Source organism: Segatella maculosa OT 289 (assembly GCF_000243015.1).
Taxonomy (GTDB): Bacteria; Bacteroidota; Bacteroidia; order Bacteroidales; family Bacteroidaceae; genus Prevotella; species Prevotella maculosa.
Genome location: NZ_JH594512.1, coordinates 51,212 through 68,043 on the forward strand (window position 1 = coordinate 51,212; position 16,832 = coordinate 68,043).

Sequence of the window (16,832 nt, forward strand, 5' to 3'; positions counted from 1 at the left end):
TAAGTATACTATCTGTCGGGTCGGAGTCGTTATATACAAAGCCCGGCACATAGCCTTTGTCGGCCGCATGACACTGCCTTGCACATCAACCGGCGAAACGGAAGGGACGATAGGAGAGAGAAACGTAACGAAGAATGTATGAAAAAGCTAATCATCAAAGGAATGAAAACGAAGAAGAAATGGCTGTATGCCGTGCTCGCCCTGCTCATTCAGGGCGCGGGGACGGCCTACGGACAAAGCCCCGCAGGCAACGACACAGTAAAAACAGGACAACAGACGGGCGAGGTCTCGTATGCCGGCATCAAGATGGAGAAGGTGGGCGAGAGCAACTTGTCTGCAACTGCCGGACAGAAGCATGCCGACGGACGGGTCATCAACGACACGGAGCTGACCTATTCGGGCAAGTGGGAATTCAATCGCTTGTTGCCCAGAAGCGGAGGCTACTTCTGCAACACGCGCAGCTATGCGCAACAGAATGGGGCTACGGCAAGTTGCCTCCTCAACGACTGCGAGGGCATTCGCTGGTATGCGAAGCCTGTGGCCGGAGCCGTGGCCGAGGTCTATATAGATGGAAAGTTAGTGAAAACGGTGGACTGTGCCAAGCCTGCCGCCGACGGACTGCTGTTCGACTCGGGCGCGCTGTCACGGGGCGACCACAGGCTCGTCATCGTGGCTAAGTCGGGGGCCGTGGAGATAGATTGGCTGCTGTGTAAAGGTAAGCCGGCCGGCCCCGTGCAGATAGATGCCGGCAATCGTTCGTTCGTGCAATACACGGCGGGCTTCAGGCTCACGCCGGCCGACTTGCAACGTGCGCAGAGTGTGGCCGAAGCTACCCTGTCGGACGAGGAGTGGGAGCTTTGTGCCAAGGGCGGCACGGTGAGATGCTATGGCGAAACAGGCCCCGATGGCGGCACGATGCAGCTGTATGTGAACGACAAGCCTTATCGGACGGTGAACTGCTATTCTAAGGTTCCGCAAAAGCATCGGTTGCTCTTCACGGTCGACCACCTTATGGCAGATCAATATAACCGTATCAAGGGCATCGTTGTCTCTAAAGGAAAGCGGGTAGCCCTTGAGCGTTTCGTGACAGATGACCCCTCGTGCCTGATGGTGGAGATGAACCGGCAGACCGACGAAGAGCTTGCACAAATGGCACGCCATGCAAAGAAGGCTTCAGACCCTGCAGGTTGGAAGCCCGTTGGCTTTGAGGCTGTGGCTCCGGTGCGTGGCGTGAAGTTAGAAGATGGCGTGTTCAAGACCATCTTCGACAGGAATATCCGATACTTGGAGGATTGTCTTCGTAAGCCCAACTGGGTGGATGCCAAAGACCAAGACCGCATTTGGATCGATATGCTCATGGGTTCTAACGAAGGACGAATGCTGGGTGGCATGGGACATACGCTGCGCTTCCGCGATGTTCCTGCATTCAGCAAAGCCATAGAGGATATTCTGGAGCAAATAGACCGCAGGCAGTTTGCCAACGGCAATGGCTATCTTATGCCCTATCAGAGCCTGAACTACAAGCTTTCTACGGACACGTGGCCGGGCGTGATGCGCGACGAGCAGAAGAACTATGACCGCGCCATGCTCACGAAAGGCTTGCTTGCTGCGGGATTAGGCGGACATGAGAGGGGGTATCGGCTATTGAGACCTTTCTATGACTGGTTCAACAACGCCAAGGAGTATCTTCCGTTGATGCTGTTGGGCAGCATGGGCATACAGGGCAGCATAGCCGGGCCAATGGTCTACCACTCTCCGGTGGGAAAACCCGAGGATATTCAGACCAACATGAAGTATTACGACATGGACTGGTGGCTGAATGACTTGGCACAAGGCTTGCCAGAGGCAGCATGGCGCTTCACGCTCAACCGTCCTCACAACTATCTGCTGACAAGTGTGTGTGCCTTGTTCGACATCTACAAGGCAACGGGCAGCAAGCGCTACCTGAATGCCGCCTTGGGGGCATGGAGAATCTATTCGGGCTATTTCCAAATACCCGGCGGAGGCATCAGTCTCTGTGAACACTTTGAATGCCGTCCGAAGTCGCACGTGCTGACCAACCTTCCCAACAACATCTACGAAACCTGCGGAAGCGTGTTCTGGATAGACTTGAATCATCGCTTCCTTCAGCTTTGGCCGACAAAGGAGCGCTATGCTTCGGAAATAGAGAAGTCGCTCTACAATGTAGTCTTCGCAGCACAGGGCGAGAATGGTTGCATACGTTACTTCAATCAGGTGAACGATGCTAAGTATCCTGCTATGTGCTATAACACCTGTTGCGAGATACAAGCCACTGCTTTATACGGTATGTTACCGCAGTATGTCTATTCAGTTGCACCTGACGGTGTGTTCGTCAATCTGTTCTCGGCTTCCGACATCGACTTTAAGGTTAAAGACCAACCGGTGAAGCTGACGATGAAGACACAGTTCCCATACAGCAATCAAGTAGCCCTACGCGTGTCGGCAGACCGTCCTGTGACGATGAAAGTCCGAGTCCGCATTCCCGAATGGGCAAAGGGTGGTGTCGTACTTCGCGTGAACGATCGAAAGGTGAAGACCGGAATGCCCGGCAGTTACGTAGAAATAGATCGTACATGGAAGGACAACGACGAAATAACATGGAGCCTCCCGATGACATGGAGCTATGAGAAGTATATCGGTGCAACGCGTATTGCGGGTGCAACACGCTATGCCTTCTTCTATGGACCGATGCTGATGGCACTACAAGGTCCGATGATGAAAGATGCAGAGCAGGCACCCAATGAGCCTTCTGTTAAGTTTGATATCTCGCCAGATGAGTTCTTGAAACGTATCAAGGCGACGGATAAGCCTTGTGAGTTTACGGTAGAGGGAATGCCCGACTACAGATTTACGCCTTATTTCTCGTTGCAAGGCGGTAACTTCACATGCTTTCCGGGTCTGCGGCAGGCGGAATAATCAAACAAGTAAAATGTAGAAAGCTATGAATGATAAGCAGAAAATGAAGGAAATAAACTGTAAACATAAAGTTGTCTTCTTGTTGCTTGCCTTCCAACTTCTTTCTTTCATGGGAAATATAGGATACGCTGAAATGCAAGCCAGCACGAAATGCACGGCAAAAGAGGGCATCCTATATGACCGGAAGCTTGATGATAGGAAGGCAATCCCGGAGCTATTGCTCAACGACGCCGGTGCATACCGAAAGGACGGCCTTGCCATCGTGCAGAAAGATAGTATGGTGAAGTTGAATATCTTCTATGCCTTGGCGGAACGCGTAGTGAGATACCGCGTCTCATTCTCGGCCGATGCTACAGCTCTCTTCCGGAGTAGCCTCAGTGATTTCGGTGTCTATGTGGATATTCCGCATCAACGCGTCTCCATGGCGACGAATCCCGCTACGGAGATGCAGGTTCCTTTCCTGCAAGGGAACAGGGAATATCTGATAGAAATCTACCATATCTACCAGCAAGCAAAGGTGCGTATCACCGACTTGCAGACAAAGAAGCATGCAGAGTTGTGTGCCACTAATGACGGAACGGGTGGCTGTGGGGCCGGAACACTGCAAAAAGGTTTCTCTGTCGGCATGCAATGGGACCACTATTGCTTTGGGTTGGTAAGCGGAACGTCATTCTTAGTGAAGCGCATCACTGTTTGTGCGCTGAAGCGAAAGGTGAAAGTGCTGCTCTATGGCGACTCCATCACGCAGCCCGAAGGCTATTTCCCCACAAAGACTTTCCCCGAATCGTGGACGCAGTTGGTCATCGGCAGGCTGAAAGGGAATGCCATGTCAAGCGGACGTGGCGGAGGAAACATCTCGATGCTGTCGGAATATATCCGGAACGAGCTCCCTCACATCAAAACAAAGTATGTCATGGTGACCATCGGGACCAACGGTGGAAACACGGAAGAGAACCTGACGGCACTAATAGATTATATCCGCAGTCAAGGCGCAATCCCCATTCTCAACAATATTCCCTGTAACGAAAGTGGAACGCAGGTGAGCAACAATGCCATCATTGAGAAAGTACGCCGCAAGGAAGGTATCAACGGGTGCAGGTTCGACTTGCCGACATCGTTGGCCGGCGACGGTAAGGAAGTAGACAAGTCGCTGATGTTCTGGGAAGACTATACCGGCAGCTACGGTTGGCAGATTTATCATCACCCCAACGAGCGGGGAGGGCGCAGAATGTTTGAGCAGACGCTTACGGACATTCCCGAAATCTATCGATAATTCAATCTATTGTTTAACTTTAAAATCATAATTTATGTACAAGTATTCTGTAATTTTAGGTAACTTAGGCAACACGTGTGATCGTTTCTGCAAGGGATACAAAGACAATCCCAGCACAGAAGAAATGCTTGCCGAGGCTGTGAAAATCCCTCATGTCGAGGGCATCGAACTGGTGGGGACATGGGACATCAGGCCCGACAACGTGAAAGACATGAAACGCCGCATGCAGGATTACGGGAAGACCTGCGTCTCTATCATTCCCGATGTGTTCACGGACAAGGTTTACGGAAAGGGAACCATCACCAACAACGACCCGGCCATTCGCCGCAAGGCCCTCGACTATCTGCGCAAGATAGGCGAGATTGCCCTCGAGATGGATTGTAAGTTGGTGAACATGTGGATGGCACAAGACGGCTACGACTATCTGCTTTCCACCGATTATGACCAAAAACGCGACTGGCTTTGCGAGGGAACGGCTGCGTTGGCAAAGGAATTTCCTACGTTGAAGTTTGCCTTGGAGTATAAACCCAAGGAGCCTCGCAACTTCTCTTTCCACGCCCGCATGGCCGACACGCTTCTTGCAGCACAAGAAACAGGGTGCGACAACGTCGGCATTTGCATCGACACGGGCCACAGTTTCTATGCCGGTGAGAACACGGCCGAAGCCGTCGTACTGGCAAAGCGGGCGGGCAACAAACTCTTCCACATGCATTTCAACGACAACCACGGCTGTTGGGACGACGACATGATCGTGGCTTCGGTCCACAGCACCGTTTATATAGACCTGCTGTTCCAGCTGAAGAAGACTGGCTATCAGGGTTGGCTGTCGATGGACCAATATCCTTATCGCGAGCATGCAACTGATGCCATCGGCGAAAGTGTACTGTGGGTGCGCAGGTTCGAGGAAATCGTCGAGCATAATTTTACCGAAATCGAAAATCTGATTCGCAAGGACGATGCCGTGGAGACCTCAAGGTTCATGCGCAAGGCCTTGTTCGGAAAATAAGATATTGTTTTCAGGGAACAAAAGAAGGCATACGCTTCAAGACAAGCCGCAACTGGTTTGTCCGTGCGTATGCCTTTGATAGATTATGGCAAGTAAAGGTTCGGGATAAGAAAAATACTTATCACCCATGGTTGACGAAAGAAAAATCGACAAATAAACCCTTTCCGCCATGGCGGAAGTTAATTAAGATTAACGGAAAGTTCTTCCGCCGTGGCGGAAGAAAGAAAAATTAACAGAAAACTCTTTCTGCCGTGGCGGAAGTTAATTAAGATTAAAGAAATGTTCTTCCGCCATGGCGGAAAATACTTTTTTTAACGATTAACTGTTTTCCGCCATGGCGGAAGAAGAAAAAAGCAACAAATCGCATTTTCAGCCATGGGAGGTGACATAAAAAAAAGAAAATGGACTGGCGCACCCAGGGTGGAAGTACATTTTATCGGCAATTCTGGTTTTATTCATCGCGGAGGGGATTCCAGCCTTGCGCCTGAAGTTCAAATTCATTGTTGTCGCGTGTGACAAGCATGCAGCCGAGACTTTCTTTCGTGATGTAACCGATTTGCCGGATCCCCTCTATTTCCTTTATCTTTTCATAGTCGCCGATGGGCACGGTGAAGAGCAGTTCGTAGTCTTCTCCGCCATTGAGCGCGCAGGTCGTGAGGTTCATGTTGAACTGTTCGGCGGTGACGGCCGTTTGATAATCGATGGGGATTTCTTTTTCATAAACACGGCAGCCGCAGTGGCTCTGCTTGCAGATATGCATCAGTTCGCTACTCAGCCCGTCTGAGATATCTATCATTGCCGTCGGTCTGATGTGCTCCTCGTTCAGTTTTTGGATGATGTCGCCGCGGGCCTCGGGTTTCAATTGGCGGTCGAGCAGGTATTCTTTTCCGGCAAAGTCGGGTTGAAAATCCTCCACACTCGGGCGTTGTTCGCGTAGCATGTTGAGTTTGGCTTCGTCTTTATCGGTTTGTGCTTTGCGCACTTTCTTATTGTAGTCTTCGATCTGCGCATAGTAGACCGCCTTTTCGCGCTCAAGAATCTGCAGTCCCATGTAGGCTGCGCCGAGGTCTCCGGTGACGCAAATCAGGTCGGTCTCTTTCGCTCCATTGCGATAGACAATCTGTTCTGCCTGTGCCTCACCAAGGCAGGTGATACTTATGGCGAGGCCAGTCCTTGAAGAAGTGGTGTCTCCCCCTACAATGTCGATGTTCCATTTGGCGCAAGCCTCTTTCATGCCCAGATAAAATGCATCGAGGTCTTCTACGGTGAAGCGTTTCCCTAAGGCAATGCTGACGACCAATTGGCGCGGTATGCCGTTCATGGCAAAGATATCGCTGATGTTCACCATGGCAGACTTATAGCCCAGTGTGCGCATGTCCGTATAGGTGAGATCGAAGTGAATGCCTTCCATCAGCATATCCGAGGTGACGAGGACTTCGGCGTCGGGATAGCTCAGCACGGCGCAATCATCTCCCACGCCGTATCGGGTGCTTGCATTCTTTGTTTGAATGTCTTTGGTGAGCCGGTGTATGAGACCGAACTCACCGAGTTTTGAGATTTCTGTCATTCCTTTGCAGCTTGGTATTATGAGTAACGAATCATCTCGCGCATGATTTCTGTCATTCTCGGCTGTGCTTCATTGGCTGCCTTTTGAACTTCTTCGTGGCTGACTTCTACAGGAGCGTCGAAGCCGCCTAAATCGGTGATGATACTGATGCCAAACACCTTGATACCGCAATGACGTGCTACGATAACCTCGGGAACGGTACTCATTCCGACGGCATCTGCTCCCATTAGGCGGTACATGCGATATTCTGCCGGTGTTTCGAACGTAGGTCCTTGCACGCCCATATATACGCCATGCATCAGCTGAATGCCTTTTCCCTTGGCGATTTCATCGGCTTTTGCAATGAGTTTCCGATCGTAGGCTTCGTGCATGTCGGGGAAACGAGGGCCGGTAGGGAAGTTCTTGCCATGCAACGGGTGTTCGGGGAAGAAGTTGATATGGTCATTGATGACCATCAAGTCGCCTATTTTGAAGTCGGAATTCATGCCGCCCGAGGCATTGCTGACAAACAATGTCTCTATGCCGAGCTCGTACATCACCCGTACAGGGAATGTAACCTCTTTCATATCGTAGCCTTCATAGAAATGGAAACGGCCTTTCATTGCCATGATATCCTTGCCGCCTAATTTTCCGAAAATCAGTTTTCCGGCATGACCTTCTACGGTTGATACGGGAAAATTGGGTATCTCGCCGTATGGGAAGGTGTAACTATCTGTTATTTCTGAAACTAATTGTCCGAGACCTGTTCCCAATATGATGGCAGTCTTTGGATTTGTTGTCATTCTCTCCTTGAGCCAAGATGCTGTTTCTTGAATTCTTTCGTACATAGTCTGTTATTTTATGATTAAATTCCTCTTCTTGATGGAGCATGAACTTTACTTTAATGGGCAATACATAGAGATTTTGCTTAACCTCTTCGCTTAATCCCGTCAAACCCTCCAGTCGGGCCGCATCTTTTTCGGTCGTCACAATGATTTTTTCGCCTTTCATAGCGTTGAAAGTCGCATTGATTTTCTTTGCATCCTTGTTCTTAAACCGGTGGTGATCTGCAAATATCAAGGGGGTTATCTCTTTGGCATGCGGCTTGATATCAAGGATTATTTGTTTAGGAGAAGCAATTCCGGTGAGCAATAAAACGTGTTTGGAAGCAAGATGCTCCTTGTTGAGAGCCAGCTTCTCGTCCGTTGCGTTGAAGGGCTGCAGTTCTCCATATTCAATGGTCGTGAAAAACAAGCTTTGATAAGGGTAAAGGTTCATCGCTTTGGTGAGCACACGAAACTCCATCGGCTTCAAATCAGTTGGACATTTCGTTATGATGACGATATCTGCCCGGTTCTTCCCCGATTGTGGCTCCCGAAGTCTACCTGCTGGCAGCAACTTGTCGTAAATAATCAGCCGATGATAATCAACAAGTAGGATATTGATGCCCGGTTTTACATAGCGATGTTGGAAGGCATCGTCCAGAAGAATCACATCGGTATCAGCGGTCTGCTCGTCTTTCGTGATGTGGTTGATGCCGTTCACACGCTTTTTGTCGACCGCTACATATATATCGTTATATTTCTTTTTTATCTGATAGGACTCGTCTCCTATGTCATAAGCCGTACTATCATCGCCGGCTAAAACATATCCTCTGCTTTTCCGCTTGTATCCACGAGAAAGAACTGCCACTTTAACTTTGTCTTTCAGTAACCGAATAAGGTGCTCCACATGTGGTGTTTTGCCCGAACCACCCACCGTGATGTTGCCCACAGAGATGATTGGCAGGTCGTAATCATGTTGTTTCAGCAGGCCGATTTCAAACAATTGATTACGAAACCGCACACCAAGTCCGTATAACCAACTTAGCGGAAGCAACCACTCATTGATGTGTATGAAGTCACCTTCGGTCCTCATCTTATTTTATTTTGATGATATATGGCATGCGCGCCTGCACTTTATCCATGCTTTTGATGCTGTAGACCAACTTGAATGGCTCGTAGAACTCACCCAAATTGGCTTGTAGCCGACTGTCGAGTATGTCATCGGCGTTGCTGTAACTGTTCAGCAGTTGTTCCCATATACCTGATGAAGCAGGGTAGGAAGCCGTGTCATAATCGGTCAACTTGGCCAGTTTCGCAGCCTTTTCAATTGCATCGTCAAGGCCTCCCAATTGGTCAACAAGTTTCAGTTTAATGGCATCTTCGCCCAGCCAAACACGGCCTTGCGCAACTTTTTCCACTTGATCGACCGTCATCCGCCGACCTTCTGCTACACGTTTCTTGAAAAGCATGTAGCCTCTGTTCACATGATTTTGCAGCATTGAGAGTTGCTCCGGGGTGAATGGATGCCCAGATGCACCGAAGACAGCGTTGCGATTGGTCTTCACTTCGGCATAGTTGATGCCTAATTTCTTGGTGTAAAGCTCACTCAAATCTGCAAACAAACCAAAGATACCGATGCTTCCCGTGATGGTTGTGGGCTCCGCAACAATCCAATTGGCATTACTGCTAAGGTAATATCCGCCCGAAGCCGCAGCCCCGCTCATGGAAACAACCACCGGCTTGGCTTTCTTCAGTTCGTTTATCTGATGCCATATCTGTTCTGAAGCGTAAGCCGAGCCACCACCGGAGTTGACTCTGATGACAACAGCTTTCACATTATCGTCTTTAGCCAAGTCTTCAAGGTCATTACACATCTCACTTCCCACAATCTGATGGTTGCTTTGGAATATTCCTTGGGGCGTAGTCTTGTCTACAATGTCCCCATAAGCATAGTAGACGGCAATATGGTCGCCCATCACCGGCGTCTCATCACCGTTGATATCGTCTACACTTACCTTGTTTATATCCTCGTCTTCGTCAATTCCTAATTGTTTTTTGACGATATTCTTCACCTGATCATTATAGACAAGGCCGTCAATCATCTTGTATTTAAGCGTGTTCTCCGGTGCTTCAAGCGTAATCACGCGGTCGGCATAGGCGTTGAGACTGTCTTTGTTGATTTGTCTGTTCCGGGCTACCGTGGAGAGAATGGTGTTCCACCAACCGTTCAGATAGCGTTGTGTCTGTTCACGGTCAGCATCGCTGATGTTATCGGCCGTCATCTGTTCCACGGCACTCTTGTATTTCCCGACCTTTGTCGTTATATATCTGACGCCAAACTTAGCGAACAAATTCTTATAATAGACCTTTTCGCCCCCTAAACCGGCCCAATCGAGCATTCCTTCCTTGTTCATGTAGATTTTATTGGCGGCAGAAGCCAGATAGTAGCCCAGTGTGCTGTAGCTTTCTCCGTAAGCGATGATCCATTTGCCCGATTTCTTGAAATCAAGCAATGCCTTTTCAATTTCTTCAGCCTGTGCAAGGTCGGCCCCCAATTGGCCGACTTCAAGATAGATTCCCGCCACTTTGTCATTGTCCTTGGCCTTTTTGATGGCCTTCATCGTGCTTTCGAAGCTCAATGAAGTTACTCCGTTGAGCTCGTCCATCAGGTTGTTTTCGTCTCGTTCACTCATGCTTCCATCGAGTTTCAGCACGAGTACAGAGTTCTTTTCAATCTTTTTAGTGGCAGATGTCGAGGCTGCAATGCCGATGATGCAGATGAATCCGAAGACTGTCATTGCAGCTCCGAAGAGGAAAACGCCTAACATTGTGGCGAATACGTTCTTGAAAAAATCTTTCATACGTCAGTTAATAATTCGGTTAATGCTTGCTATAGTCAAGTAAAGTTTGTGAGATGAGCGGTGACAATCAAGCATGCTTTCCACTTAATTGGCGTGCTACATTAATTATATATAATTGCAAAGATATGAAAAATATTTTATACAATAATGGTTTGCAATTATAATTTTCATGTATCTTTAGGTTTGGAAGCTGCCTTTTGTTTCGTAATGGTTCGGCAATGCTCGCATTTTGTTTTAGGCAATTAAATCAGATGGCGCGTTTGTTTCACTCATGTCACTTCCTGATTTCAGCTATATTGCAATGCAATCTCAGCCCTATTAGCGTGTAAAATAGCTGAGATTACACGATAAAATGGCTGAGATTGTGCTGCAATATGAATGATATTGCAAGTCGGTCTCTGCGCGTGTGCATTCGACCGACTTGCATGTTTACACAAGATATTGTGAAGAGATGCTCTCGTTGTCAACTACGCGGCGGATAGTTTCAGCAAACATATCGGCAACAGAGAGTTGTTTTACCTTTGCACTGCGGTGAGAGTAGGGGATAGAGTCGGTAAAGATGATTTCCTCGAGGGCCGACTCTTGCACGCGTTCAGAGGCTGGTCCGCTCATGACACAATGCGAGGCACAGGCTCGAATGGTCTTTGCACCGGCCTCTTTCATGATATCTGCCGCCTTGGTAATGGTGCCTGCGGTGTCGACCATGTCGTCAATAATCACTACATTCTTGTCTTTTACATCGCCAATAATCTGCATGCTGGCTACGACATTGGCACGGGCACGGGTCTTATTGCAGAGCACAAGTGGGCAACCAAGGTATTTTGCATACGTGTTGGCGCGTTTTGAGCCGCCGACATCGGGCGATGCTATGACGAGATCTTTTAGATGTAGGCTCTGTAAATAAGGCAAGAGGACACCTGATGCATATAGATGATCGACTGGAACATCGAAGAATCCTTGTATTTGATCGGCGTGGAGGTCCATCGTTATGAGGCGATTAATGCCGGCAACACTCAGCAAATCGGCAACAAGTTTGGCACCGATGCTTACCCTTGGCTTGTCTTTACGGTCTTGTCTGGCCCAACCAAAGTAGGGAATAACAGCTATGATGTTTCGTGCCGACGCGCGTTTGGCGGCATCAATCATCAACAACAGTTCCATGAGGTTGTCAGAATTCGGGAACGTACTTTGTACAAGAAAGACATCACGCCCGCGAATTGACTCCTCATAAGACACGGCAAATTCGCCATCGGAGAATTTGGTCACAACCAAATTTCCCAAAGGACAATTCAGACTGGCGCAAATCTTTTCTGCAAGGTATCGCGTGTTCGTACCCGAGAAAATCAAAAAAGAATTCTTTTCACTTATTTCCATTCGTGTTTATGATTGAATATGTTTCTTTTCTCCTTGTGAAATCATTCTATTGTTGTGAATTTATGATGGACATCTGCTTCATCATATCTCATTTTTCCACTTGCAAATGTATGAAAAATCTGCCAAAAGAACAATTATATCATGGTAAAAAGTTACCTTTGTATCATAATTTTGATTTTTATTATTCATGAAACTGAATCTTGATACTTTCTCTACTGTCAATCGACCGATGTATATTCTTGAGGAAGCGCGCCTGCGTCGCAACCTTCGCTTGATAGCAGATGTGGCACGTAAGGCCGATGTCGAGATCATATTGGCTTTTAAGGCGTATGCGCTTTGGAAGACATTTCCCATTTTTCGGGAGTATATTCATGCAACGACAGCCAGTTCGCTTGCCGAAGCTCGGTTGGCATACGAGGAATTCGGGAGCAAAGCCCACACGTTCTCACCTGCTTATACCGATTATGAAATTGACGAGATTGCGCGTTGCTCAAGCCATTTGCAGTTCAACTCGCTCACGCAATATGAACGTTACCATGAGCGTGCCCGCAAGTTTAATCCAAAAATAAGCTTTGGACTGCGCATTAATCCTGAATACTCGGAAGTTGAAACCGAGCTTTATAATCCATGTGCGCCGGGAACGAGGTTTGGTGTCAGTGCAAATCGGCTGTCCGAACAATTGCCAGTCGATATAGACGGCTTTCATTGTCATTGTCATTGTGAGAGTGGTGCAGCTGTCTTTAAACGCACATTGCAGCATATAGAAAACAAGTTTGCGCGTTGGTTCACGCAACTGAAATGGATAAACTTCGGAGGTGGGCATTTAATGACTCGTGACGACTATGATATAACGCTATTGATAGACACGCTTAGAGGCTTTCATGCCCGTTATCCATGGTTGAAAGTCATCTTGGAACCGGGAAGTGCCTTTGCTTGGCAGACCGGACCGCTGGTTTGTCAGGTAGTTGACGTGGTTGAAGACCATGAAATCAAGACGGCCATTCTGAATGTCAGCTTCACTTGTCACATGCCTGACTGTCTGGAGATGCCCTATACACCTGTTGTCAGGGGTGGAAAACATCGTATTGCCGACGATAAACATTCACCTTATATATATAGGTTGGGAGGAAACTCTTGCTTGAGTGGTGATTATATGGGGTATTGGGAGTTCAATCATGCATTGCGGATAGGAGAAAACATTATTTTTGAAGATATGTTGCACTACACAACGGTCAAGACAAATATGTTTAATGGTGTTTCTCATCCTGCCATCGCATTGGCCAAACCGGATGGCACACTTGAAATCCTGCGTGAATATGATTATAACGATTATAAAAGCAGAATGGATTGACAGAAAAAAAGCTTTTCATAAAAAAAAGTTCACAAAAGTTTGCGGTTTTAAAAAAAAGACTTACCTTTGCAACCGCATTTAGAGAAGTGCTTCTTGCAAAGGAAATTGCGGAAATAGCTCAGTTGGTAGAGCACGACCTTGCCAAGGTCGGGGTCGCGGGTTCGAGTCCCGTTTTCCGCTCGACATTCTGAATAATTCATAAAGAAGAGTCATCTTCTTTGCTTGCCCAGGTGGCGGAATTGGTAGACGCGCACGTTTCAGGTGCGTGTGTTTCACAACGTGCAGGTTCGAGTCCTGTTCTGGGCACCTTTATTCAGAGTGGTTTATGTGTTTGGAGAGGTGGCGGAATTGGTAGACGCGCTACTTTGAGGGGGTAGTGTCAATTGTGACGTGGGAGTTCGAGTCTCCTCCTCTTCACACAATAAGTGATTTTTATTCCTTTTGCGGAAATAGCTCAGTTGGTAGAGCACGACCTTGCCAAGGTCGGGGTCGCGGGTTCGAGTCCCGTTTTCCGCTCTTTTTCTAAGGGAAACATACAAGCCAATGAATTTATATTTGAGATATTTTGATCGCGAGACATTAGTTTCTGATGTAGAAGAAGCACTTGATTTCTTAAGTTCTATTCCCGAAATCGGGTTAAATCCTGATTTGGAAGCAGATATTCGTGATTATGTTGCCAGCGACGTGTGCTATCCGAAGCGTTATAAGGTCCGCCAACGCGTTTACTTTATTATTATAAAAACCACGGCTGCGACAATGGAAGATTTCAAAGAGAAAAAGGCCGTCCGACAGATGTCTCCTGTCATTGAAAAGCATGATTTGGCAGCATCTGTCATGACCCGACTCACAGAAATGCAGCCGGGTTGGTATGAAGGCGCACTTGATTTCAAACGTGTAGTGATGATTCCCGCTACGGGAAAGCACGAATATCGTGATACGCATTTCGTCGCTCAATGCAAAGCTAACTCAGGACAGGATTGTTATGCACGCATTGTTGATTACTTACGTAGTCGCGTAGACGGACGTTCTCAGTTTCCTTCCGCAAAAGGTAAGAATTTTCATTTCAAGTATCTTGGAATGTGGAAGTAGAAGTGGATATTCTGATGCTTTTATCATATAATATCTGTCTTGCATTATGAACAAAGTGATGCTTATAGGAAATGTCGGAAAAGAACCCGATGTTCGCTATTACGACCAAGACCAAGCCGTTGCGCAATTTCCTTTGGCAACAACGGAGCGTGGCTATACGCTTCAGAATGGGACCAAAGTGCCCGAACATACCGATTGGCATACGATAACGGTATGGAGGGGACTGGCTAAAATCGTGGAGAAATATGTTCATAAGGGCGACAAACTCTATATTGAAGGACGTATTCGCTATCGCAGCTATGATGATCAAAAGGGGCAGCGTCGCTATGTAACTGAGATTTTGGCGGAGAACATGGAGTTGCTTACTCCTAAACCAGTGGCCAACGATAAGGATACCGTGTCGCCGGAGAGTCAAGCACAGCCACAAGACAACAGTCAGGAAGCGACAACATCTCCGGAAGACAATTCGGCCTTACCTTTTTAAGTAGAAAATTCTTTTACTCTTGGATATAACCTCTTTCTTTGAAGCTCTTTCTGATGTGTCATTCCAATCACCTTCGGTTGGAGTTGTCCTATCATCAGTCTTGGCAATCGTATTATTAGCGATGTCAGGCTTTGCCAGTGCCTCAGAAATTGCCTTTTTCAGTCTTTCGCCCACAGACCTTTCGGAACTTGATCCAGAGCATCATGCAAAAGACCGCGGGATAGTTCTTCTTCGTGATGATAGCGAACGCACGCTTGCCACGATTCTGATCACGAACAACTTTGTCAATGTGACCATTATCATGTTGTGCAATCTCGTGTTTGCCTCCATCATTCATTTCGGCCCCAAGGCCGTCTGGCTTGAATTTGTGAGCCTTACGGTGTTGCTCACTTTTCTGCTTTTGCTTTTCGGCGAGATTATGCCCAAGGTCTACAGTCGCCAGAACGCATTGAAGTTCTGCCGTTTCTCTGTCGGTGGCATTCTTTTTCTGCGCAAACTGTTCTGGCCTTTGGAAACCATATTGATCAAGAGTGGAGGTTTTGCGGAAAAGGTGATGCAGAAAAAGAACCGACAGTTGAGCGTCGACGACCTTGAACAAGCACTTGAATTGACTGATAAAGAAGACATCAAAGACGAGCAGAGTATGCTCCAAGGCATCATACGCTTTGGTGACGAAACGGCAAAAGAGGTGATGACTTCACGTCAGGATATTGTAAATCTGGATATCCTGAGTAGCTTTTCTGATGTGTTGAAATGTGTTGTCGAGAACAATTACAGCCGAATTCCGGTCTATCAAGATAACACAGACAATATCCGTGGCATCCTTTATATCAAAGATTTGCTTCCTCATTTGTCTAAACCGGCCGGTTTTCGTTGGCAGAGTTTGATTCGTCCGCCTTATTTTGTACCTGAAACAAAGAAAATCGACGATTTGTTGCGAGAGTTCCAAGAGAACAAAGTGCACATTGCCATCGTAGTCGATGAATACGGAGGCACCAGCGGATTGGTGACATTGGAAGACATCTTGGAAGAAATCGTCGGCGAAATCAATGATGAATACGACGAGGAAGAGAAGGTTTATTCCAAGTTGAACTATAACACTTATCTTTTTGAAGGGAAAGTCCTGTTGACGGACTTCTGCAAGATACTGAATGTCGACGACAGCGAATTCGAAGAGGTCGAGGGCGACGCCGACTCCCTGGCCGGTTTGTTGTTGGAACTGAAAGGTGACTTTCCGAGTGCGCACGAAAAGATAGACTACAAGAACTTTACGTTTGAGATTCTCTCTATCGAAGAGCGGCGCATCAGCAGGGTAAAGGTAACCATACATTCAAAAGCCTGACGCACGGTGCCGCTGTTGTCTGTCAAAAATGTTTCAGCAGATGTCCGCTTGGGCATTTGGAAGATAGAAGAAAGTGTGGAAACTTTTATCTCATCTTCGCCCGCTCTTTCTCTGGTCTATCAGCAAGAAATTACAATTTGTCACAGTGAGGTACGACGATTAGAGAAATTAGCTGTCTATTCCTTGCTGTGGGAAATGACGGGCTGTCATTTAAAGCTTGCTCACAATGCTGCCGGAAAGCCCATGGTCGAAGGTTGGAACATCAGCGTCAGCCACACCAAAGGGTATGCCGCCGTGATACTTTCTCAGACGAGCGAAGTTGCTGTCGATATAGAATATATTAGCAATCGTGTCAGCAGGATTGCAGACAAATTCATGCGTCCCGATGAAGATGCCCCAAGTGTCATTGACCAATTGATTAATTGGTGCGCAAAGGAAACACTCTATAAATTCTGCTCGTCTCAAAATCTTCAATACTTTGAAATGAAGATTTCGTCCGTAGACTTTTCCCCATCGAAGCGTCATGCCCATAATCTGAAAGACGACAGCCTACATGTCGTTTGCTATGAAATAACACCTGAATTCGTCGTCGCCTATATGTGGGCCTAACACCCACCCCAACCCTCCCAAAGGGAGGGAGGAGAGGCCTCCCCCGACCCCTCCAAAGGAGGGGAGAGGCTTCCCGCAAGTTCGTACTCCCCTCCTTCGGAGGGGTTGGGGGAGGCTTTTTTTGAGGAAAAGTTTG

At 47.6% G+C, this 16,832-nt stretch carries 13 protein-coding genes and 4 tRNA genes; 12 read left to right on the forward strand and 5 right to left on the reverse strand.

The features are described from left to right. Positions 1-138: 138 nt before the first annotated feature. The 3 genes from HMPREF9944_RS11760 to HMPREF9944_RS11770 are packed head-to-tail and all read left to right on the forward strand — an operon-like array spanning position 139 to position 5,216. A complete protein-coding gene (locus HMPREF9944_RS11760) occupies positions 139-2,937 on the forward strand; it encodes a beta-L-arabinofuranosidase domain-containing protein (protein WP_008566558.1) in 2,799 nt (932 codons plus the stop codon). Between the two features lie 25 nt (positions 2,938-2,962). After that, positions 2,963-4,210 carry an SGNH/GDSL hydrolase family protein gene (locus HMPREF9944_RS11765; protein ID WP_008566559.1) on the forward strand — a complete coding sequence of 416 codons (1,248 nt, stop codon included), beginning with the start codon at positions 2,963-2,965 and terminating at the stop codon, positions 4,208-4,210. A gap of 34 nt (positions 4,211-4,244) precedes the next feature. Continuing rightward, positions 4,245-5,216 (forward strand): sugar phosphate isomerase/epimerase family protein, encoded by a 972-nt coding sequence (locus HMPREF9944_RS11770; RefSeq protein ID WP_008566560.1) that lies wholly within the window; start codon positions 4,245-4,247, stop codon positions 5,214-5,216. Positions 5,217-5,667: 451 nt separating this feature from the next. Here the strand turns inward: HMPREF9944_RS11770 and thiL are convergent, their stop codons facing one another. From thiL to HMPREF9944_RS11795, 5 genes are all read right to left on the reverse strand, one after another. Continuing rightward, positions 5,668-6,783 (reverse strand): thiamine-phosphate kinase, encoded by a 1,116-nt coding sequence (gene thiL, locus HMPREF9944_RS11775; RefSeq protein WP_008566562.1) that lies wholly within the window; start codon positions 6,781-6,783, stop codon positions 5,668-5,670. A 17-nt stretch (positions 6,784-6,800) separates the two neighbouring features. After that, positions 6,801-7,610, reverse strand: a complete 810-nt coding sequence (locus HMPREF9944_RS11780; RefSeq protein WP_081475838.1) for a purine-nucleoside phosphorylase — start codon at positions 7,608-7,610, stop codon at positions 6,801-6,803. Continuing rightward, a complete protein-coding gene (lpxK, locus tag HMPREF9944_RS11785) occupies positions 7,492-8,679 on the reverse strand; it encodes a tetraacyldisaccharide 4'-kinase (protein ID WP_008566564.1) in 1,188 nt (395 codons plus the stop codon). Before lpxK ends, HMPREF9944_RS11780 begins: the two co-directional genes overlap by 119 nt. A 1-nt stretch (position 8,680) precedes the next feature. Further along, positions 8,681-10,447: a signal peptide peptidase SppA gene (sppA, locus tag HMPREF9944_RS11790; protein WP_008566565.1), complete on the reverse strand. Its 1,767-nt coding sequence runs from the start codon at positions 10,445-10,447 to the stop codon at positions 8,681-8,683. Positions 10,448-10,876: 429 nt separating this feature from the next. Beyond that, positions 10,877-11,815 (reverse strand): ribose-phosphate pyrophosphokinase, encoded by a 939-nt coding sequence (locus HMPREF9944_RS11795; RefSeq protein WP_025830096.1) that lies wholly within the window; start codon positions 11,813-11,815, stop codon positions 10,877-10,879. A 193-nt stretch (positions 11,816-12,008) separates the two neighbouring features. Here HMPREF9944_RS11795 and nspC point away from each other — a divergent pair, with 193 nt between their 5' ends. From nspC to HMPREF9944_RS11845, 9 genes are all read left to right on the forward strand, one after another. After that, a complete protein-coding gene (gene nspC, locus HMPREF9944_RS11805; protein ID WP_008566567.1) occupies positions 12,009-13,172 on the forward strand; it encodes a carboxynorspermidine decarboxylase in 1,164 nt (387 codons plus the stop codon). 107 nt (positions 13,173-13,279) lie between these two features. Next, positions 13,280-13,352, forward strand: a tRNA-Gly gene (locus tag HMPREF9944_RS11810). Positions 13,353-13,396: 44 nt separating this feature from the next. Continuing rightward, positions 13,397-13,478: transfer RNA gene (locus tag HMPREF9944_RS11815), tRNA-Leu, on the forward strand. Positions 13,479-13,505: 27 nt separating this feature from the next. After that, positions 13,506-13,589: transfer RNA gene (locus HMPREF9944_RS11820), tRNA-Leu, on the forward strand. A gap of 26 nt (positions 13,590-13,615) precedes the next feature. Next, positions 13,616-13,688: transfer RNA gene (locus HMPREF9944_RS11825), tRNA-Gly, on the forward strand. Between the two features lie 27 nt (positions 13,689-13,715). Then, complete coding sequence (locus HMPREF9944_RS11830; RefSeq protein WP_008566568.1) at positions 13,716-14,261, forward strand: hypothetical protein; 546 nt, start codon at positions 13,716-13,718, stop codon at positions 14,259-14,261. Between the two features lie 46 nt (positions 14,262-14,307). Next, entirely contained in the window at positions 14,308-14,745 is a 438-nt protein-coding gene (locus tag HMPREF9944_RS11835) for a single-stranded DNA-binding protein (RefSeq protein WP_044113723.1), read from the forward strand. A 19-nt stretch (positions 14,746-14,764) separates the two neighbouring features. Further along, the gene (gene gldE, locus HMPREF9944_RS11840; protein WP_081475839.1) at positions 14,765-16,087 is read left to right on the forward strand and encodes a gliding motility-associated protein GldE; all 1,323 of its coding nucleotides are present in this window, start codon (positions 14,765-14,767) and stop codon (positions 16,085-16,087) included. A 6-nt stretch (positions 16,088-16,093) separates the two neighbouring features. Next, entirely contained in the window at positions 16,094-16,696 is a 603-nt protein-coding gene (locus HMPREF9944_RS11845; RefSeq protein WP_008566571.1) for a 4'-phosphopantetheinyl transferase family protein, read from the forward strand. The last annotated feature ends 136 nt before the right edge of the window (positions 16,697-16,832 follow it).